General features: G+C 35.4%; 17 protein-coding genes. 5 read left to right on the top strand and 12 right to left on the bottom strand.

From position 1 onward, the window contains the following. Positions 1 to 94: 94 nt before the first annotated feature. From A8L32_RS03540 to A8L32_RS03525, 4 genes are all read right to left on the bottom strand, one after another. The gene (locus A8L32_RS03540) at positions 95 to 742 is read right to left on the bottom strand and encodes a hypothetical protein (protein ID WP_066627880.1); all 648 of its coding nucleotides are present in this window, start codon (positions 740 to 742) and stop codon (positions 95 to 97) included. Between the two features lie 210 nt (positions 743 to 952). Beyond that, a complete protein-coding gene (locus A8L32_RS03535) occupies positions 953 to 1,630 on the bottom strand; it encodes a hypothetical protein (protein ID WP_066627878.1) in 678 nt (225 codons plus the stop codon). A 233-nt stretch (positions 1,631 to 1,863) separates the two neighbouring features. Next, a complete protein-coding gene (locus tag A8L32_RS03530; protein ID WP_066627876.1) occupies positions 1,864 to 2,520 on the bottom strand; it encodes an energy transducer TonB in 657 nt (218 codons plus the stop codon). 209 nt (positions 2,521 to 2,729) lie between these two features. Further along, entirely contained in the window at positions 2,730 to 3,590 is an 861-nt protein-coding gene (locus A8L32_RS03525; RefSeq protein ID WP_066627874.1) for a hypothetical protein, read from the bottom strand. Between the two features lie 168 nt (positions 3,591 to 3,758). On the opposite strand from A8L32_RS03525, the gene A8L32_RS03520 reads away from it, so the two are divergent. Next, entirely contained in the window at positions 3,759 to 3,941 is a 183-nt protein-coding gene (locus tag A8L32_RS03520) for a hypothetical protein (RefSeq protein WP_066627871.1), read from the top strand. A gap of 256 nt (positions 3,942 to 4,197) precedes the next feature. Here A8L32_RS03520 and A8L32_RS03515 read toward each other — a convergent pair whose 3' ends face one another. The 3 genes from A8L32_RS03515 to A8L32_RS03505 all read right to left on the bottom strand — a co-directional run bounded on the left by A8L32_RS03515 (position 4,198) and on the right by A8L32_RS03505 (position 8,566). Then, the gene (locus A8L32_RS03515) at positions 4,198 to 4,668 is read right to left on the bottom strand and encodes a hypothetical protein (protein ID WP_066627869.1); all 471 of its coding nucleotides are present in this window, start codon (positions 4,666 to 4,668) and stop codon (positions 4,198 to 4,200) included. Positions 4,669 to 5,414: 746 nt separating this feature from the next. After that, complete coding sequence (locus A8L32_RS03510; RefSeq protein WP_066627868.1) at positions 5,415 to 7,061, bottom strand: diphosphate--fructose-6-phosphate 1-phosphotransferase; 1,647 nt, start codon at positions 7,059 to 7,061, stop codon at positions 5,415 to 5,417. Positions 7,062 to 7,699: 638 nt separating this feature from the next. Continuing rightward, positions 7,700 to 8,566 (bottom strand): helix-turn-helix transcriptional regulator, encoded by an 867-nt coding sequence (locus A8L32_RS03505; RefSeq protein ID WP_066627866.1) that lies wholly within the window; start codon positions 8,564 to 8,566, stop codon positions 7,700 to 7,702. A 134-nt stretch (positions 8,567 to 8,700) separates the two neighbouring features. Between A8L32_RS03505 and A8L32_RS03500 the strand changes: the two genes are divergently transcribed. From A8L32_RS03500 to A8L32_RS03490, 3 genes are all read left to right on the top strand, one after another. Beyond that, positions 8,701 to 9,735, top strand: a complete 1,035-nt coding sequence (locus tag A8L32_RS03500) for a uroporphyrinogen decarboxylase family protein (protein ID WP_066627864.1) — start codon at positions 8,701 to 8,703, stop codon at positions 9,733 to 9,735. A 149-nt stretch (positions 9,736 to 9,884) separates the two neighbouring features. Then, on the top strand, positions 9,885 to 10,952 hold the full coding sequence (locus A8L32_RS03495; RefSeq protein WP_066627861.1) for an L-rhamnose/proton symporter RhaT: 1,068 nt from the start codon (positions 9,885 to 9,887) through the stop codon (positions 10,950 to 10,952). A gap of 64 nt (positions 10,953 to 11,016) precedes the next feature. Beyond that, positions 11,017 to 12,537 carry an alpha-L-fucosidase gene (locus A8L32_RS03490; RefSeq protein WP_066627858.1) on the top strand — a complete coding sequence of 507 codons (1,521 nt, stop codon included), beginning with the start codon at positions 11,017 to 11,019 and terminating at the stop codon, positions 12,535 to 12,537. Positions 12,538 to 12,691: 154 nt separating this feature from the next. Here A8L32_RS03490 and A8L32_RS03485 read toward each other — a convergent pair whose 3' ends face one another. Continuing rightward, positions 12,692 to 13,087 (bottom strand): DUF1801 domain-containing protein, encoded by a 396-nt coding sequence (locus A8L32_RS03485; RefSeq protein ID WP_066627855.1) that lies wholly within the window; start codon positions 13,085 to 13,087, stop codon positions 12,692 to 12,694. A gap of 15 nt (positions 13,088 to 13,102) precedes the next feature. Further along, positions 13,103 to 15,085, bottom strand: coding sequence for an OmpA family protein (locus tag A8L32_RS03480; protein ID WP_158027192.1), 1,983 nt, complete (start codon positions 15,083 to 15,085; stop codon positions 13,103 to 13,105). Between the two features lie 155 nt (positions 15,086 to 15,240). Between A8L32_RS03480 and A8L32_RS03475 the strand changes: the two genes are divergently transcribed. Continuing rightward, positions 15,241 to 15,756 (top strand): hypothetical protein, encoded by a 516-nt coding sequence (locus A8L32_RS03475; RefSeq protein WP_066627850.1) that lies wholly within the window; start codon positions 15,241 to 15,243, stop codon positions 15,754 to 15,756. Positions 15,757 to 15,836: 80 nt separating this feature from the next. On the opposite strand, the gene A8L32_RS03470 is transcribed toward A8L32_RS03475, so the two are convergent. The 3 genes from A8L32_RS03470 to A8L32_RS03460 form a co-directional block, all read right to left on the bottom strand. Next, positions 15,837 to 16,436 carry a hypothetical protein gene (locus A8L32_RS03470; RefSeq protein WP_066627847.1) on the bottom strand — a complete coding sequence of 200 codons (600 nt, stop codon included), beginning with the start codon at positions 16,434 to 16,436 and terminating at the stop codon, positions 15,837 to 15,839. A 25-nt stretch (positions 16,437 to 16,461) separates the two neighbouring features. Then, positions 16,462 to 17,154, bottom strand: a complete 693-nt coding sequence (locus A8L32_RS03465; protein ID WP_083631160.1) for a hypothetical protein — start codon at positions 17,152 to 17,154, stop codon at positions 16,462 to 16,464. A 247-nt stretch (positions 17,155 to 17,401) separates the two neighbouring features. Then, positions 17,402 to 22,117, bottom strand: a complete 4,716-nt coding sequence (locus tag A8L32_RS03460; RefSeq protein WP_066627841.1) for an efflux RND transporter permease subunit — start codon at positions 22,115 to 22,117, stop codon at positions 17,402 to 17,404. Positions 22,118 to 22,225: the final 108 nt, after the last annotated feature.

Raw genomic sequence — 22,225 nt, 5'->3', positions numbered from 1 at the left:
TGTTTTTATCTTTTCATTTCTAAAGCCAAATCTAAGATTTGGCGGTGTTCCATAAACGAACTATACTTCCTAAAAGCTACGAACGCCATATGCTTTATACTAGCGTGTTTATTATCCGCTCTTTATTAATATCAAAATTTACTTCTCTCATTCGATGTATAGGACTATCATATCCCCTTATTACTCCGTTATTAAAAAATCGTAAATCCAAAACTCTGAATTTCTTTTTATATTTAGTTAATGAATAGGTTGTTAAATCAAAAACTCCGATTCGTTGGAATGTTCCACTAAAAAAAGATGATTCCCATATTGGAATCACAACTTTAAGTTTGGAATCTTCCCAAATTGCAGGTCCACCACATCGTTTATCAATAAGAATTTTTTCAGATTCTTTATATAATAATTTACAAATCCCTCCAAGAGGAGCTCCCATAGCTATTTCATTGAGATTAGAATAATGTAATATCGCTTTATTTGTATCAGTTCGCCTATTTGAGTTTTCAGGTGGAAAATCCCAAGCATTCGGATATTTTAAATCAGCAATTGTATTTCCAATCAGTCTACTTATCGAAAGTTCATCAAATCTTAATGCCTGTAATATAATTCTCGCTTTATGCTTATCTTCTTTTTTACATCTTTCAAATTCACCAATCAATCCACTAGCACAAAGGCGTTCATTTCCAGTCATTCCACTAAGTCCGACTAATTCATTTGCTTTTTTATATATCTCTTCCTTGTCCATTTTCTTGTAATTGGTGGTAACGTTCACTGGATGAAGCGTGCGGAGATTTAACGAACCATACTTTCCAAAACTCCACTGAGCCAAATCTTTTATTTGTTTTTATCTTTTCATTTCTAAAGCCAAATCAAAGATTTGGCGGTGTTCAAATACTTAATTAAACTTCCCAAAAATCGCAAACCCATATGCTTTATACTAGCGTATTGGGCTCCGTTATTTCTGGTCTAACAAATCCCTATTTTCAATTTTTCCAGATTCAGAAAAAGTCTTATATGTTGATAACAACTTCTTAATCTTGTCATTAAGATTTGGGAATTTGTTTAATTGTGTAATAAATTTATTTCTTGAATCATCATTCTCAACTTCAATTTTAATTGAGTTCAATTCTTCAAGTAATTTTTCATCATAGTCAGACTTATTTTGTGATACCTCATACTTTATAACATTGATTATTTTATTCTTAAAAACGTGTGAAAACAAATCACCGGCTGTATCAATCTTCTTTTTTTCAATATTTAATTTAGTTAGCAAAACTATTATATTTTCATACTGGTCTGCTATATGACTTGGATTTGGTCCTTGTGTTAAGGAGAGTAATTTATAAGCAAGCTGGTTCAAAGTTGGTTCAGAAATACCAACGGCAACGTCCTTTAATTTCTCGAAAATTATATTTCCTTCATTTATTAAATTACTCAAATCTTTCATTTTCGCTTCAATCCCAAGTCCCTTAAAACTTTGGAGCTTATCAATATTAATAATTAAGAGAATTATTAGTCCAATTGCTGCTGAAGTTCCCATAGCTGCATTATTTCCTAGCCATCCAAATATGAAACTTGGAACAAATGGAATAAAGTATAGTAATAATCTTTTTAAGGTTACTGAGTCATTCATATTTTACTTGTAATTATATTTTAATGGAACCCAACGTTTGGCTAGATGAAGCGTATGGCACTTTAACGAACCAAACCAACCTAAACACCACTGAGCCAAATCTTTTATTTGTTTTTATCTTTTCATTTCTAAAGCCAGATCAAAGATTTGGCGGTGTTCAAATTCCCAACTAAACTACCAAAGAATCACAAACTCCAAATGCTTTATTCTAACGTGTTATAGCCAGTTTTTTTTTAATCAGTCTCTCCATACATCCATTCTATATCTACAGGAAACATTAAATAAAATCTTACATTCTTAGTCTTTATTTTAGCAGGAATCCATTTCGGCATTTCTTTCTTTATAAAATCCTTAACTGACTCGTCTATTGTTTTGTCAATTCCCCTTGCAATTTCAATATTAGATAGTTCTCCATTTTTTTCCACGATACTGCTAAAGTAAATTTTCCCAAAGTATGCATTGTCTTGCAATATTGGAGGCATTTTATAGTTATGCCTAAAAAATAATTTAAGAGATTCTGTCATAACTTTTGAGTCCTTATAATGAAATTCTGGAATACTATCTACTTTTTTGTAAACAATGGAATCATGTTTAGATTCAGCATACTGTAATGTTCTTTCGTAATACTTCTTCTTTGGATAAATTAGTACTATTCCATCTTTATCCCCAAAAATTACTTTTTCTTCTTCCCTTTTTAATATTTCTATTTTCTTAATCCAATTCGGGTCTATTTTGTACATAAACGTGCTATCAATTGGATATTCTTCACCATCAATAACTAAAACGTGGGTAGGTCGGTCAATTGTTTCTTGATTATATTCAAGGTATATTTGACCGTATACAGAATTCGTGAAGATTATTAATAATATCGAAATTTTTACCTTGTTCATATTTTTAAATTGGCTATAACGTTCACTGGATGAAGCGTAAATGATTTGAAAAGTCAAACCTCCAAAACACCACAGAGCCAAAATTTTTATTTTGTTTTAAACTTAATTCTTTCTAAACACAAATAGAAATTTTTGCGGTGCTCAAACCTCCTGCAAACCTCGCAAATCACAGCTAACATTTAGGCTTTATACCAGATTGTGGCCAGTAATTATTTCCGCTTTTTATATTTTATCCGCTTTGAGTAATCGTCTTCTTTTATTTTTGAAATCTTATAATCAGAAAATATCAAACTGTCTGGAACACCAATCTTTCTCAAGTGATATAATGCGGGAGTGTTATAGTCAACCTTCCAATATAATTTGTCATATCCAGCTATTAAGTTTCTAACTATGGAATAATACATCGTTCCCATCCCTGATAAATTGGTCAAATCTATTGTGACATCCTCATCCATTGGTAAATTAGAGAAAAAATCTACAATCTCCTTTTCATAAGAGCTTGTCAATGAGCCATAAAGTTTAAATATTTTTGGGTCATTCGAAATCTTTTTTAAGCCAAGACCAAAATCAAAATATCCTTCAATGGATTCCATATAATTTATTACAGTGTCGCACTTAAAGTTTGTTGTAATAACTTCAAAAAACTCAGCAATTAAATCATGAGAAATATATTCCTTATTAGGAGACCAAATTTCAAATTCTTTATCTTTTGTCCCTGAATAATATTTTCCGCTTACAACGATACCATCAAGTCCTGTCATAATGTTCAATGTGGTGTCTTGGCTTTGAATAAACTGGGATGGTTCTTTATCTTTAAACCCAAGATAAAAGTCATAATTAATTAATATTTCGATGACCTTATTAAAATCTGATATAGAATCAGTCTGAGACTTCCAATTATTCTCTCTCAAACTAAAATCAATCACAGCATTGTTTTCGTATATTGATATTCTACAACTTGAACTGTCACGAAAAGTTGGATAAATGGAAAAGCTAATATTTTTCTCTTGTCCAAGAACTTTAACAAATCCTATCAGAATTATACAATATGTAAGTATGTATCGTCTCATTTTATTGGCTACAACTCCCCAGTAAATACGCCTAAGGTGTTGTTTTTCTTTTTTATCGCTCCTAAAAATAATACTTTACACTACTAATCATATAGATTATTTCATATCAATAAATATTCTAAATAAGCCTTTTTTACTATTAATGATGCACTTGCCATTGCCACTCGTTTGCAGGTTGAATACAACAATTGGGTAAGAGAACGAGGAGAATCGCAGGTTTCTACCCAAAGTAAAAACAGCGCACTAATCGACCTAAAAGAATGGCTCAACGATTTTGAGGATGTTGCTAAAATAGCTTTTTACGATAATCCTCAAACCCTTGAATTATTAGGCTTTTTTGTTCGTAATTAATCCATACAAACACCTTAATGTATTTTAGCGATTTCTGATAGAGGTCGCTTTTTTTTGTGTCTTAACTAAAAGGCTTTTAAAATACAGGTGCTTGAATATTTAACATCGCTACCCTTAGGTTTTAATCTGGGTATCTATTTTTTTTATCGACTTAAGCCTAAATATATTTGGATTAAAAGCCGTTTTTATATGCACAGCGTCTCTGGGTTAAAACCCAGAGCAAACTATTTAATTTGCTTGTCTAATACTTATATGATTACAATTTTTTAATAGTATCTGATTTTATGGAAATATTATCAGAGAAATAGAATTTTATCTTTAACCTATCGTTTTCCTTTACCATATAAGCACTTTCAAGCCACTTATATTGTTGATTAATTGCAATAGAATCCACTTGTAGTATAAAATCTCCAGTATTAATTAAACTGATATGAGCAGATTTGACTCCTGTAGAAATCCTATGATCACTAAACTGCCAATCCGTTTTAATTATAGGAAACCCTGATACGAAGTCTAAAAACTCTTTTTTATTCATCTTTTTACCCGCTTCATAAATCTCAAAGTCTCTAGTAATGTATTCATCCAATAGATTAGGGTTGTCATTTTCAACATCTAAAGCTTTAAAAAAGCCTTCAAGCGTATTGATTACTTCTGATTCAGAAATGTTATCACTTTTAGGAACACAGCTTGCAGCAATTACAATAAACAATATCACTACTTTTTTCATAACTCTTAGGTTTAAAATTTATTAACATAGAATAAAACTATAAGTTATGAGTTTTTCATTAACAATAAAAACATATAAACTACTATTATTTAAGACTCAGGCAAGTGTCTCTTAAGGCATATTTTCATTGCTCTATTTACAAAAGTCTTTTAAAGTCACATTAAATCAACATCTCTTAATAGAATTGTTTCTACTAAAAGGCTTTTAAAATACAGGTGCTTGAATATTTAACATCGCTACCCCTAGGTTTTAATCTGGGTATCTATTTTTTTTATCGACTTAAGCCTAAATATATTTGGATTAAAAGCCGTTTTTATATGCACAGCGTCTCTGGGTTAAAACCCAGAGCAAACTATTTAATTTGCTTGTCTAATACTTATATGATTACAGTTATGAGTTTTTCATTAACAATAAAAACATATAAACTACTATTATTTAAGACTCAGGCAAGTGTTTCTTAAGGCATATTTTCATTGCTCTATTTACAAAAGTCTTTTAAAGTCACATTAAATCAACATCTCTTAATAGAATCGTTTCTACTGAAAGGCTTTTAAAATACAGGCGCTTGAATATTCAACATCACTAGCCCTAGGTTTTAACCTGGGTATCTAAAATTATCTTATCATATACTTGGGTTAAAAGCCGTTTTTATATGCCCACCGTCTCTGGCTTAAACCCCAGAGCTAGTGCAAAAAAAAGGCGCCCTTAAAAGGACGCCTTGAATATTATATTGTAAAAGCGAGTGCTTACTTGCTCTCTTCAATTAACGTTTTAGTAGGTAAATCACATACTTCGGTAGGACCAAAATACTGGATAGGACCAGGATATACATACTTCGTATTTTCTGCCCAATCTTCGCGCTTAGCAACTAATGCTTTAAATGGAGCACCATCTAAAAGAACTAATGCTTTTTGAATAACTGGTTTCATATGACCATGACGTTTTTCCATGTTCATCATCATAGTAACAGGTACACCACCCGCTAACCATTGATCAGCTGGCTTAGTTAAGTTACGTACAGAAGCCATATAACCTGTTTTTCCTTCAGCAATAAGCACAGAAGCAGTGTATCCTAAAGAGTAACAGTAATCCGCATCAAAGTTAGATGGAGCAGCACAACGTCCTTCGTATCCAAAGAAGTGACCTTGAGAAGAGAATTTACCAGTGTACTCACCAGCTTTTTTCATCTTCTTTAATTTAGCTTTAACCATATCAATTAATAACTTTTCAGTTTCAATTAATGATACCTGAACGTTACCGTGTGGATCACGATCTAACATCAACTGGTTAGCGATACCGTTTGGAAGGCTTTTGAATACTTCAGCCATCTCAGCAGATAATTTTGCTGTAAGGTAACCTCTTTTTTCGCTGTTTGTTTCTAAGGTATTTACTTCTTTTTCGTTCTCCGCTAATAAGTCGTTTAACTCAGCAATTAGCTTTTTCATAGCAGGAATAAACTCTACTAATCCTTCAGGAATAAGAACAGTACCAAAGTTTTCACCTTTAGCAGCACGCTTAGCTACTACCTGTGCAATATCTTCAACTACCTGATCAAGGCTCATGTTTTTAGCCTCTACCTCTTCAGAGATAATAGTAACATTAGGTTGAGTTTGTAAAGCACACTCTAAACCAATATGAGAAGCAGAACGACCCATTAGTTTAATAAAGTGCCAGTATTTTTTTGCAGAGTTAGCATCACGTTGGATGTTACCAATTAACTCGCTATATACTTTACAAGCCGTATCAAAACCAAATGAAGTTTCAATCATTTCGTTTTTAAGGTCACCATCAATTGTTTTAGGGCAACCAATTACTTGTACACCAGAATCTTTTTGCTTGTAATACTCAGCAAGTACACATGCGTTAGTGTTGGAATCATCACCTCCAATAATAACAAGTGCTTTAATGCCTAAAGCTTTACAATTCTCTAATCCTTGATCGAACTGGGCAGTTTCTTCAAGTTTAGTTCTTCCTGAACCAATGATATCAAAACCACCAGTGTTTCTGTAGTGATTAATAATTTCGTCAGTTAATTCAAGGTAGTCATTATCAACCAATCCACCAGGACCGCCTAAGAAACCATAAACCTTGTTCGCTGGGTTTAACTTTTTTAATCCGTCGTAAATACCAGAAATTACGTTGTGACCTCCTGGAGCTTGACCACCAGATAAAATTAAACCAACACCAATAGCTTCGGTAGTAGCAGAAGACTCACCTTCTTCGAAAGTAATTACAGGCATGCCGTAAGTATTCGGGAAAAGTTTTTTAATGTCATCTTGGTCAGCTACCGACTCAGTGTTTTTTCCGTCAACAAGTTTAACAGAACCGTTCAGTGCCTTAGGCAATTTTGGAGAGTAACTCTCACGTGCGATTTGAAGTGGACTTTTAATCATCTTATTCAAATTAAAATATAGTTTTTAGAAAATTTTTCTTTTTAAATCCTTAAAAACAACCACCGTAAATATGCTTTTAAAATGGTCTTTTTTAAGGAGCTGCAAAATTGTTTATATTTTTTCAGATTTAAAAAAAATAGCGCCTATTATTTACGATTTAACACTTATTTAAAGTATATCTCTTTCAGATAGCATTTGGTATGACTAAGGCCTTATAATCAATAGCCAACAAGCATCCATCATTAAGCTTAAATGTTAATCCATTCATCATTAACACAGAAACATGTTGTAAAACAGAGGGGATAAATGATTGGTACAGAAATAATGATGTCATTTCAGAATAAGTATCAAGGATAGAATTAATTTCATTTACACGGAAAACAAAGCATGCTAAACTTGTAAATCTTGTCTAATCTAGCTTATTGATGCCAGTGGCATCACATGTTTATAAAAAGGCATAATCAAGAATTCACTGACTATAGAGAAGTCACATATACATTTTCATTTCTGTATAATAGATATTCGACTCCGCTGGAGTCGTTGTTACACCCTACGCATATTGCTATAGACATTACACTCCGCTGGAGTGTTACAGATACACCCTATCCTGTTAATCTTGTGAATCCTGTCGAACACCTCTAAATCAACCCACCCATTTTTCTATATTCGGCGGGTGTAGTTCCTATGAGCTTTTTAAAAATTCGCGTATAATACTGCTGACTATTAAAACCTGCTTCTTCACTAATTTGCTTTTGCGATTTTGCCGTAGTAATAAGCAACTCCTGTGCCTTTTCTATACGCTTAACATTGATATAATCGTTGGGTAACATTCCCGTAGTTTTTTTAAACTGGCGAGAGAAATGATCTTTAGAGCAACAAGCAATTTCTGCTAATTCGTCCAACTTAATTTCCCTGTACAAATGCGTAGCTATATGCTGAAACACATTAGTGAGGCGGTATTGCGTTTTCAAGCTTACCTCTTTAGTACTTTCATTCTGTATAAAGCGCGAAAAAAGTTGTTTTAAAATGCCAATGGTTTCCAGCTGTACATTATTGTAAGGACTGGCCACTTCGTTGCTGTACCAATTACGCTGCTCGTATACATTAGGGTCAGAAAATTTTAAATTTATATGCGGATTAATCTCTAGCAAACGATCAAATAAAGCATAATCAATATCCATCGCCTTTACTTCATTTTTTATGGAGATACGGTCGAATATCTTAACTCCATCCGAAAGCTGATGCGAAAAATGCACGTAATATTGTAAAATAGGGTCTACACAATGATAACTGCATAAGGTGTAACTTGGAATCAGATACAAATACCCAGGTTTAAGTTGATGCATATTCTGATTAGGCATCACCACTCCATCCCCTTCCATGATAAGATAAATGCGCGAAAAAGGACTCACAATATTGGAATAGTTCCAATCGTGTCCTACTTTAATTTTTGAGGCATTAAAAATATGTACCTTAATATCATCTATTAATCCTGGAGCTAACATACAGCTATTTATTTTGCCGAAATATAGTATAAATATCGGATTTGTACAAAACCATATCGGATAATTCAGCCCGTATAAATCACAATGCATGTACCTTTGTAATTAGATAAACAAACAAATTAAATCTATTTATAATGACCCCAAAAGAGCGCGTATTAGCCACCATCAACCGTCAAGTTGTTGATTATCCTGCTTCTTGGTTAGGATTACCTGTACCTCCTGCTATCCCAAATTTGTATAAATATTTTAATGTGGATAGCATTGAGAATTTAAAACGAAATATAAAAGATGACGTTTGGCCTATAGAGGTTCCGTATAACAACGCACCATTTTACGATGTGGGTTGTGCTTTACAATTTGCTCCTGTGCAAGAACACGGAACGCAAGATGAGAGAACCTTAACGGATCCTGGTTTTTTTATGGGCAAAACAGATCCTGCTGAAATAGATAATTTCGATTGGCCTAATCCTGCTGACTTTTTAGATGTAGAGAAAGCAGCTAAAATGGTGGAAGAAGCACCTGACGAATACTTTAAGATGGGTATTATGTGGAGTGCACATTTTCAGGATACTTGTGCTGCCTTTGGTATGGAAGAGGCCTTAACCACTATGATGATGTATCCTGATATGTTTCAGGCGGTGATTGATAAAATTACAGATTTTTACCTGGATTTAAATGGTCGCTTTTACGAAGCTACTAAAGGTAAACTAGATGGCGTATTAATAGGTAACGATTTTGGTAGCCAAACGGCTTTAATGGTGGACCCAGATATGTTACGCACCTATGTATTTCCAGGAACACAAAAATTGATTGACCAAGCCAAAAGTTATGGTTTAAAAGTATTACATCACTCTTGTGGATCTATCTTTCCTATCATTCAGGATTTATATGATATGGGTGTTGATATTGTTCACCCTATTCAGGCTTTAGCTGCAGATATGAGTGCAGAGCATTTAAGCGAAGAATTTAGCACAAATGGCGTATTCTGTGGCGGTGTTGATGCGCAGGAATTATTAGTAAACGGAGGTCCTGCCGACATAAAAAAACGCGTAAAGGAAATCAAGAAATTATTCCCTACAGGATTAATATTCTCGCCAAGTCACGAAGCTATTTTGCCAGATATTGCACCAGAAAATATAGAAGCACTATTTGAAGCGGTAAAAGAATAATAATTAGTCATTAGACATTAGTAAATAGTTATTAGTTACTTCTAAAAATGTACAAAGTGAAGTCCAACTAATATTGTGTTAACTTAAATTATTATCTTTTGTCTTTATTCTTTAGTCTAAAATCTATTTACAATTAAAAATCTACATTTATGATATCTCCAAATCCTATTTTAGGAACAGGATTACATGCCGTGGGCGGTATTTCAGCCGCCTCGTGTTATATGCCCTTCGAAAAAGTAAAAAACTGGTCGTGGGGAGTATTTTGGATAGTACAGGCCTTTTTTGCTTGGCTTATTATGCCTTTAGTTATTGGCTATTTTACCGTACCCGATTTATTTGAAGTACTGGCCAAGTCACCATCTCCAGCCTTTTGGGGCGCACTGTTATTGGGTGCTACCTATGGCTTCGGAGGTCTTTCCTTTGGTTATGCCATCCGAAGCATCGGTTATTCTTTAACCTACACCATATCCATCGGTATTTCAGCCGTATTAGGTACAGTAATTCCTTTGGTGATAAAAGGTCAGTTAGTAGAACAGTTTACTAAACCTGGCGGTGGCGTTGTGCTAATAGGTATGATTGTTTCAATCATTGGAGTTGCCCTGTGCGGAAGAGCTGGTTTTTTAAAGGAGCAAAACATTAATAAAGAAGAAGGCTCAGGCTCTACTTTTAACATGAAAAAGGGTTTGTTGCTAACCTTAATTGCAGGAACCTTATCTGCTATTTGGGGTGTTTCGTTAGAAGTAGGTCAGCCTATTTCGGATATAGCTGCAGAGCACGGAGCAGGACACTTTGAAGGAAATGCTAAGTTGATTGTATCTAGCTTCGGTTGCCTATTGACCAACCTTATCTGGTTTATCACAGTTACGGTAAAAGATGGTTCTATTAAATCACTGGTTAGTTCAAAAGAGATAGGTAAAGGAAGATATTTTAAAAATTTCGCCCTTTCGGGATTAGCAGGTTCTTTATGGTATTTCCAATTCTTCTTTTACGGATTAGGTCATGTACGCATGGGAAGTTTCCAATTTGCCAGCTGGGTTTTACACATGTCTATGCTTATCTTCTTTAGCTACATCATTGGTGTATTAATGAAGGAATGGAAAGGCGTTAGCAAAAAAACATACATCACCTTAATTATTGCCCTTTGTGTGCTTGTTAGCTCATTTATTATTATGACCTATGGAAGTTACATTGGCGAGCTAAGCGCAGGTGCACACTAAAATACAAACAGACAAAATAATCAAACAAGAAAAGAGAAGTTAGATTAATTAAGAAAAGAACGAAATGAAAAGATTATTGTCAACATTATTATTGGTTTTACTCATTTCTGGTGCTTTTGCACAAAAGAAATATAAAGCCGACTGGGAATCATTAAAGCAATACGAGATTCCTCAATGGTATAAGGATGCAAAATTCGGAATATTTATTCACTGGGGACCAACCACAGTTCCTGCTATGGATTCAGAATGGTATGGCTACCACATGTGGAAAGAAGAAACAGTTGATGCATTAGGAAATCCTTCTCAAAAAGCCTCAAGGGCTTATAAATATCATGTGGAGAATTTTGGTAAGCCAGAGGATTATGGATACACCAAATTCATTCCTGAGTTTAAAGCAGAAAACTTTAATGCTAAGGAATGGATTGACTTATTTAAAGAAGCAGGTGCCAAATATGTAGTTCCCGTAGGAGAACACTGTGATGGTTTTGCCATGTACAATTCTAATGTTACTCGTTGGAATTCTGTAAAAATGGGACCTAAAAAAGATATCGTTGGTAGCTTATTTGAAGAGGCGCGTAAGCAAGATATGAAAGTAGGCGTTTCTTCGCACTATGCCTATGGTTGGCACTGGTGGACGTACAAAGATAAGTTTGAAACTACCAATCCTGAATTAAGAGATTTTTATTGGGATGCACACGAACGATGGGCGCCTGCATCGGACGCGTTTGTGAAACATTGGTACGATAGAACGGTGGATATGATGACTCAATATAAGCCCGACCTATTATGGTTTGACCTTGGATTATGTGAGCCAGAATACGAAGAAGCGCGCAAAAAGCTTTTGGCTAATTATTACAACCAAGGTTTAAAAAACGACCAAGAAGTTGTTTTAAACTACAAAAACATCAAATGGAAACCAATTCCGGATGGTGCTGCTGTGTTAGATATCGAAAGCGGAAAGCTGGATAGAATCAGAGAAGAAACTTGGCAAACAGATATGTCACTAGGTGGATGGCGCTGGGGTTACACCAACGACTATAAAATGCGACCAGCCTCTGGTTACATCAACGATTTGGTTGATATCGTAAGTAAAAACGGTGTATTGTTATTAAACGTAGCTCCAAACAAACACGGTGTTATTCCTGCAGACCAACAAGCTATATTAAAAGAAATTGGTGCTTGGTTAAAAATTAATGGCGAGGGAATTTACGAAAGTACTCCTTTCACTATTTTTGGCGAAGGTCCTACCAATGCCAAAATGGTACTTCATGGTAACATGAAAGACAAGGGTTTTTCACCTGAGGATATTCGCTTTACAAGCAAAGGGCAAACGACTTATGCATATTGGTTAAAACCAGATGACAGAAAGTCTATCAGTATTAATGCTTTTGGCGCCAATAATAGAATTATTAATGATGCCATTAAAAAAGTAAGCATTTTAGGTTATGATAAAGATGTTAAATGGATTCAACAGACTGATGAGTTAGTTATTGAGATTCCTGCTGACATTAAACTTAAAAATGCCATTGCCTTTAAAATTGAACTAGAAGATGCTCCAAGTGATATTTTAAAAACTAAACATTAAGTCTGTTTAATTTTCACATATAAAATGATGTTCTTAATCTACTTCTGGGATTTTGAGCATCATTTTTTTATAGCAAGAATGTAAACGTAACCATTCGGAAGGTGGTATTTTTCCTATTTTAGTGACAATAGGTATTATTCGATAAATATCATTTTCATTTACTCTTATCAAGCTCAATAGCACTATAGATATATGACTTCAATAAATCAACATCTATATCCTGAGTTTTAAAGTACGTTTTAGCGTATACTTCCTTTCTATTTCCTTTCTCTAAAAATCCAATTTCGTCTGGAATTAGATACCCCTTACAAAAGCCTAACATCACCCCTTCTTTCTTCACTTTACCCCATGGCACAGAAGATGGCCAGATAAAAAGGACTCGTTTATTTATATAATAGTAAGGAACATTGTAAGACAGCTTCTCTTTGCAAAAGGGCATACAGCTTTTTATCACTTGTCTTAAAAATTCAACCACTTTTAATTCTTCCTCTGGCAAAAAGTTCAGAAAATCCTCTACTGAATGAAAGTTAACTGGCTGGTATTTATTCATTAAGTCTGATTATCGCTATTCTACAATTTTCATCTCCGTTCTTCTATTTTTAGCTCTCCCCTCCTCCGTGTCATTGGTCGCTACAGGATTATTCATACCTTCTCCTTTATAGGATAACCTAGAAACATCAATGCCTTTGTTAATTAAATACTGATACACCTGCTGAGCACGCTGTTTACTTAATCGCTGATTATATTCTGCTGAACCCACATTATCCGTATAACCGAGCACCTGAATTTTCGTTTGTTCATTCTCATTCAAGAAGACTAACACCTTGGCTAATTCAATTTCAGATTCATTTTTCAGCTCGTAAGAATCCGTTTCAAAGAATATATTATTCAATACAATCTGCTCGCCTACTTGAATACGTTTTAGGTATATATCCAACACCATAGGGTCATTAACAGACGCACTCGAATCCATTTCGAAATGGTCGGAATAAAACAAATAACCTTTTTTAGAAACACTTAAAGCATAAGAACCATCCACTGGCAAGCAAACCAAAAACTCTCCCGAAAAGTCGGTTGACATGGCTTGCGCCGCCAGTTTACCACTGAAAATATCTCTCAGTTCAAACGAAGCACTTAAACGTTCTCTGGTTTTACTATCAAAAACACGACCTTTAATATATGATACGGGCAAAGGCTGAATATCTTTGGGCATATCAAAGCTATATAAATCGCGTCCACCATAGGAATCTCCTGTTCCCTCCGAAGCGAAATAAGCCGTTTTTCCACTAGCCGTAACCACCAAACCTACTTCATCGCCTTCTGTATTAATAGGTACTCCTAGGTTAACGGGCTCCGATACAAACTCGCCAGCTTTCATACGCGACATAAACAAATCGGCTTTTCCCATACCTGGCCACCCTTCCGAAGCAAAATATAAGGTACTGTTATCAGGATGAATAAACGGGGAAACTTCGTTATGATGCGTATTGACCATAGGCCCAAGATTTACAGGCCTCCCAAAAAATGGTGTTCCGTCTGGCTTAATACTTAACAAAGTAGCATGCCAAATATCGTTTCCTCCCTCACCTCCTGGTCGGCTACTGATAAAATACAAAGTACGTCCATCAGACGAAAACGAAGGTTGCGATTCCCAATAGGGCGTATTTACAGGCGCACCTAAATTCTTCGGCTCACTCCAGCCATACTCAGTTCGATAACTAAAATATAAGTCGCAAGACCCTTTGCTGTCCGAACGACCACAGGCCGTAAAAAACATCCAATTACCATCCATCGATAAGGCTTGAGCTCCTTCATTACTTCCGCTATTTAAAGGCGGCTTCAACTGCTCTCTTTTGCTCCACTCCCCCGTTTCATCTTTAACCGACCTAAAAAAATCTTCGTGATACAAATTAGATATAGCCATTTTATACGGGTGTTTGCTTACCGCAGAATCTCTATCGACCAAAACAGTATAAACCAATATCTGCTCATCGGCAGTAATACTTGGCCAATACTCGTTGTACTTACTATTTACATTAGGTCCCAGATTTTTTGCATGAATAGAAACAGGCTTTTCCTCAGCCGTTTCGGCGAGCTCTATACGCTTTAACCAATCATCTACTTCCTTTTTCTTTTTGCTATTTTTTGTTTTATGATAGTACTTTTGAAAATAGATAATTGCTTGATCAAAGTTTTTTATTTCGTAACTGGCAACACCTAAATTATAGTAGCTAAACACAGAGTAAGTAGAGTCGATCTCTATCACATTCTCCAAGTATTCAATCTGATTCTCATATTTTTTTTGCTCAAAATACAACTCCGACATCAATAAATGCGCTTCTATAAAATTAGGGTCTTTTTTGATGGCTTGTTGCAAAGGAGCTTTAGCCGACTCAACTTTACGAGCTCTATAATAGCTTAAGGCTTTTTCGTAGAGTCCTGCTGCCTTTTTAGATTGAGTAGATAGCTTTTGAGCATCCACTTGTAACGCAAAACATAGCATTACAAACACCATAATAGGCCTATAGGTATATAATAATTTCTTCACTGTAGTTCTTCCAAAATTTGTATTGCTAACAAAAATAACACAATTGCTGAAACAGTAACTATAGATTGTCATTAATGAAAAAGAAAATTACTAAATGATTTTTGGATATATTTGCTGCAAGACTTAAAAGTCAATTAATGGCGTAATGACAAGAAATGACCAACGAAGAAATTGTAATAAAAGTTGAGGAATGTAACTCGAAGCATAGCGCTTTATTTTTAGGCGATTACATTGCTAAAAACCCTGAACATATAACCGTACTCATTCAGCTAATGGCTGAAATGAAACAACATAAACACTGGAAGGCTGCCTGGATTCTGGATCATGTATATCAAGAAAATCATGCACTAATACCTCCGTACATAGATGATATGATGGCGATGTTTAGCCAGAGTTCTACAGGCAGTATACTTAGAATTACAGGAAAACTGTTATCCTTTCATGATATCACCAACAGAGTAGATGGTAATTTTATCAATAGATGTTTCGATCTTATCATTTCCCCACAAACTCCTGTGGCCATTAAAGTACATGCTATGCAACTGGCTTTTAATATTTCAGAGGAATACCCAGAACTTAAACCTGAATTAAAGATTATCTTACAAGATCAACTAAGCCTTGGTACGGGAGGTTTTAAAAGCAGAGCAAAAAAGCTAATAAAAGAGTTGTAAAAATAAGGAAGCTACCCAATAGCCTGGTATTATCGATATCTTTTTTCTTTTATTCAACTGTTTCATTGTAACTTAAACCTTTATTGTATATCGTTATACCTAGCATTTCTATTATATCGATTTACTAATTGCTTAAGTTTAAAATCCCAGATAATATCCTTTCTATCAAAGTTTTTAACATTTTCTACTAATTCTTTATCATCGGCCATTAACTCATTTAGTATATCATTAATCTTTCTTCGTTTAATTTCAAAGGTTTTACTTTGCTTTACTAGATACTTTGTTTCTATTTTAGATGGCCCACCTCCAAGACCTCCTCCTGTTACTGTTAATGAATTGTAATTATAATTATAAATTAGGTGTTCGTATATGGAGATTTTTCCTTTACAAATACATTTCATTAAATAAGGAGTATTCCTAACATAAATCCTGTTAAAAAAAATTTCACCCATATCTATTGATAAAACTACACTTTCATGTATTCTTTCTACCTTTTTATCCTCAACTCCAAACTTGTATTTTATATTACCTTTATAATAATCCTTTTGCATAACATAACACTTAATGGTATCTGATAAAGAAATAATTTCTGCTTTTACATAAGTAGTTTTGTTAAACAACTGCGAGTAAGCAGATGTTTTAAGAATCACTACAAATACCAATAATGCAAATTCTTTCATAAATAGGTTTATTTGATTTACAATATTACTTAATAAACCTCTCTCTGCGTTGCAAATTTATTAATCCCCATAAAATGGCCACTACCGAAACCGAAATAATAATTAACCTATTTTGAAATAACATGGTTTGATATAGCGACTCACTCATACTGCCGGATGTAGAAAATGGGTTTAAAAACACATTCCATTTTGAAGCACTAATAAAGGCATGAAGAAACCATAATGCCAGTCCTATCACAACCATAACTACCGCTGTTCCGTTGCCATTTTTAACCATGGTACTGAATAAGAAGCCAAGCGTTCCAAAGAAAATAAGCACTACAATAAGCTGCGCACCCATCTCCATAAAAGGAAGTTCAACCAACAAGTAATTATTAAAAAAGGCCAGGATGGTGACAATAACAAATACCATAGCAAAAATAATACATAGCCTGACCAACCATACTTTATAGCGGTAGTTAGGTATCCCAAATAATATTTCTAAAATACGAGCGTCTTCGTCGTTCTGAATTCCAAAAGCGGTAGGAAAAAACATCAATAATATTCCTGGAAAAATCAGCTGATAATATACATCGCCCACGCTGATTAAGTCGGATGAGAACAAGGCAATACCAGTTATTAGCAGATAAAATATAAGCGACGCTCCCAAAAAATAAACAAAGCGATTACCGAAAATTATCTTCAAGTTATATTTTATGATGTTTACTAAATTTTTCATATTAATGTCTTTATTCCATTTTCAATTTGGATGAGCTAAAAAAACACTTCCTCCTTATTATTCAGGATACTCCCTTGCCTGCCGGTAGGCAAGTCCTTAAAAACGAGGAGCTCTAATTACTTTTTATACATTACACCAGTATTAGCGATATAGCGTTACAATAGGCACTTAATCCGATATACTTTTATTTTTTTTGCACCCTGTGCCTTTGTACCCTTGTACCTTATACCCCCTTGCACCTTTTTCACTACGATACTTCATTTCTCAATAGCCATAGATACGAATCTTCCAGACTAGAGTGAACAGATTCTGCATCTTCTACAGGTTTATCGTTGCTTAATACACGAACCCGTACGGTTGCTCCTGTACCAATATGATGAACGACTTGAAATTGTTTGTTCACTGTTTCAAACTCTTCTTTGGGCACTTCAAAAGTCCATACTTTACCTTGTGTAACTTTTGAAAGCTCAGAAGGAATACCCCAATATTTTAGGTCTCCTTTTTTCATCACAGCCACTTGATTACACGAGCTGGAAATATCCTCAATAATATGTGTAGAAAATATCACAATTCGGTCTCTACTTAGCTCAACCAACAGGTTACGAAAACGAATACGTTCTCTTGGGTCTAGTCCCGCTGTTGGTTCATCCACTACCAATATACGCGGCAAGTGAAGCATAATTTGTGCAATACCAATGCGCTGTTTCATTCCTCCCGAAAAGGAACCTATAGCCGCATCTTTTCTATCCCACATATGCACTGCCTTAAGCACATACTCCACTCTGGCAAAGCGCACTTCCTTTTTTCTTAAACCTTTTAGCAATGCCATATAATCTAAAAACTCAAAGGAACTCATGTTTTCATATGAACCAAACTCCTGCGGCAAATAACCTATCAATCCCTGAAGCTCTTCACGGTACTTTAAGGAATCTAAACCATTCACGAATATCTTACCATAGCTTTGATCCAGGATTCCGCAAATGATACGCATGATGGTAGTTTTACCAGCACCATTAGGTCCCAGCAAACCAATCATACCACTTTGCATGGTTAAACTAACTCCCTTTAGAGCTTTAAACGGCACCTTTTGTTTACCTATAAGTGGAATGGAACGAACTAAAATATACCATGTTCGGCGAATGCCAGAAAAACGACCTTTTAGTCTTTCTACATTAATATTTTCACGAATAAGCTTTTTACCTGTTACCGAAATATAAATACCTAAATACCATAAACCAGCCCAAACAATAGAAGATGCTATGCTATTGAATTTATGTGCAAACAACCCTAAACTGATGGCAGGGTAAGCCCATAACACAATACGATTTAAAATACCATTGTGTGCAAAAATCTTTTTAAACCTACCTTTTGCATCAGGCCACTGGCGCAGATGTGCTATATACGATAAATAAATAAAGTAACTCACAAACAGAAATATAAAAGTCCAAAGTGAGGTTTCTAAATAGAACCAAGTCATCCAAACCAGAAAACCCATTAAAGGTATTTGCCAGATAATTCCTTCCAGATAACTTTTTACTCCTTTCTCCGATTGTTCTTTTGCTCCGTACTTTTTACCCGTTTTCCACTCACGCATAAAACGATTATCTCTATCGTAAATCTTCACTACATTTTGCAGTTGAATGGTAATCGCCTCATCAGGTTTTATCAGCTCAGCTTGTGCTTGACGAAGACTCGTTAAAATAAAGAACATCACGGCAGGTACTCCTACCACACAGGCAAAGTATTCTACCAGCATCCAAACAAAGGAATGATTAAATACAAAGTGAATCAAGACAATGCCCACTACCCACGAAATAAATATAATGAGTTTATAAACGATATCTAATGATTTAATCCATCGAATAGAAGTTTCCAAACCAAAACTAAACGTAGGAATAAACACCAATGTTAATAAAGTACTGACCAACAAACCACCAACAACAGTAATGGCAAATGGAGCACCCAAACTACCTACGTATTCCGATTTACCCATGGCCAAAGGCAACATTGCTATGATAGTAGTGGCGGCTGTAATTAATATAGGTCGAACGCGCGATATACCTGCTTGCAATAAAGCGCGAGAATGCCGCATGCCTTGCTTTCGCAGAATATTGGCGTAATCGATTAAAATAATTCCATTGTTGACTACGATACCCAAAAGGATTAAAAAGCCGATTAGCGTATTTAAGTTAAGCCAAGAATGCCCTGTAAATATCAACCCTAAAAATGAACCTATTGCCGCCAAAGGAATGGAGAATAGCATCACAAAAGGCGTTACAAAGGATTCAAATACCGAAGCTAATATCATTAAAATAAGCACAAAGGCCATTCCTATTAAAAAATAAAACTCGCTAAACTGGTCTTCTTCGTGCACCACCTCAATGGCTGTTCCTGAAGGTAAGTTTACCTCGGCAATTAATTCGTCAACATCTAAACGAGCTTGTTCCAACAAGTTTTTTGAATCGTTTATTTCTGCATTGAAAGAATATCTTACCGTGATTTCTTTTTGCTGGTTAACGCGCAATATTTCTGCACGACCTGTGGAATATATAATATCAGAAAAATCGTTTAAAGCTACCAAAGAGCCTGAGTTAGAGATAACATTTAAACCTTCTAAATCCTCATACGTTTTTGGCGGAATCTCATCATCATCATAAGGATTTTCTTGCTTCATAACAATGTCGTACTCTTCATTGTCAACACGTAGCATTCCTCCTGATTGTATCTCGTTACGGAATGTAGAAAGCTCTGAAAGCACATTCTGCGGCGTTACGCCATACATACTCATCAAACCAGGATCGAACTCCAAATGCATTTCAGGACGAGGAAAACCCGCGCTTACTCGCACCGACCTTAATTCTTCCAGATTATCTTCTAGTATGTATTTAATGTCCTCGGCCAACAGCAACATCTTATCAAAATCTTCTCCTTTAATAACCACGCTCTCTTGCTGCTGTCCAATTCCAAACATGGCCATTAAACCCATTCCTGGATTATCGCCAAAACCAGAACCACCTCCATTTGAGGTTCCTCCACCTTGCTCTAGATTTATTTCAGAATCGGTATAACCGTATAATTTTGATTGAATATCAGCTTTAATTTCTCCCAGAGAACGGTCCGACTCTTTTTTATATTCATCCTTTAGCTTAACTATTAGGCTAGCTTTTTCTTCGTAAACCTGACTGATGATTTTATCATGCTCGCCAACCTTAGCCAAACGCTCCTCTAGCTCCTTTACCATTTCGTCGGTCGCTTCTAAAGTAGAACCTGAGGGTCTTTCAATATCAATAATATATTCGGGTGTTTCCACTTCTTTACTCACTTGCAAACTCACCACCAAGCTAATACCAATCGTTAAAAAGAAGGTTATCACCGCCATATTGATGGTTCGAGCAGGTAAACGAAGTGCATTTTTCAAGAGCACCAAATAGCCTTGAATCATGCGATTATGCAAAGGCAATCGTCTTAATCGCTTTTGCACATTGGTCTTTCCATACCACAACACACTGTGTGTCATCATAGGAATTAACATGAGTGCCACCGCCAGCGAAATAATTAATGTACCTACAATAGAAACACTGATATTTTTGGCGACTAACTTAAAGTAAATATTGGATGAAAATACAAAGGGTAAAAATACCGTGATAGTAGTTAAAGTAGCTGCCAAAATAGCTCGCCATACTTCTCTGGTTCCCATAGTCACCGCCTTGTCCCTATCCTTTTCTGTCGAGGCGACTCGATATATATTCTCCATCACCACAATACTGTTGTCAATGAGCATACCCACTGCCAACGCTATCCCTATTAAGGTTAAGGTGTTGATGGTAATACCAAAGGCATAAAATATATTAAATGCAGAAAAAACAGAAATAGGAATAGATAACATCACCAAAGAAACCAATGGTATGTTTTTTAAGAATATCCATAAAATAAACACTGCCAGCAGGCTACCAATAAGCGCTAGATCAATAATGCTAGCAATATTCTCTTCCATGGTTTCGGCAGAATTGGACGTAATGGCTATTTCTACTCCCTCAGAGCCAAGCTCGCCATTTAGGCGCTCTACCTCATCCTTTATCCTGCCCGATAATTCAATTTGATTAACGGTAGACTCGCGTGCCACACGAATGGTTACCGCTTCTTTAGCATTTACACGGCTATAAGATGTTTGTTCTTTTACTCCGAAAACGATTTGGGCAATATCTTTCAGTAAAATAGGCCCATCTGCCGAAATAACCACATTTTCTAAATCCTGTATTTTATTATACTCACCTTCAACATTAACAAATAAATACTGCCCTTCGTTAACCACTCTACCCGCAAAAGCTTTTTGACCTTCGTTATTGAGTATTTTCCTGCGTACCTCAGATGTGGTTAACCCTAAGGATTCCAGTTTATCTTCATTTAAAGTAATCTCTACTGTTTTTTCGCGTCCTCCATAAACCTCAATACCTGCAACACCATCAATATTTTCAAGCTTATCGCTGATTCTCTCATCCGTTATAGCCCGTACTCTATCTACATCACCTTCGCCCAATACTTGCAGCTGCATAAACTGATTGGAAAACTGCTGCATGTCCATTTTAATGACCGTGGCTCTGTAATCCTCTGGCAGTAGACTTTGGGAAGCACTTATCTTTTCCGCCAATTTTAAATAAGCATATTTAAAATCCACATCCTTGGTCAGGTAAACAATAATAGTCGCTCTGCCTGGGTTAACCCGCGATTCCATTTTCTCGATACCTTCCAGAGTACCAACCACACCTTCCATGGGTATGACCGCTTCTTGCTCTACATATTTTGGGTCAGATTCTGTATCGCCCACTATCTGCACAAAAAGCATGGGTAGCTCCGTATCGGGATATAACTCCACAGACAGGTTATTATAGGACACTATTCCTAACATGGATAGTGCTATAAACAGCATGCTGATGAGTACTTTTCTATGTATAATAAAGTTCATTATTTCAAAGTATCAAGATTCAAGTATCAAGTAACAAGACACTTGTTATTAGTTTGATATTTATTTCATCGCAAATTCAGTTTGCGAATCACTCAATATAGTGATGCG

Origin of the sequence: Labilibacter marinus, assembly GCF_001659685.2 — a bacterium.
Taxonomy (GTDB): Bacteria; Bacteroidota; Bacteroidia; order Bacteroidales; family Marinilabiliaceae; genus Saccharicrinis; species Saccharicrinis marinus.
The sequence above is the reverse complement of the archived record's forward strand: the minus strand, read 5'-3'. Positions and strand labels throughout refer to the sequence as shown.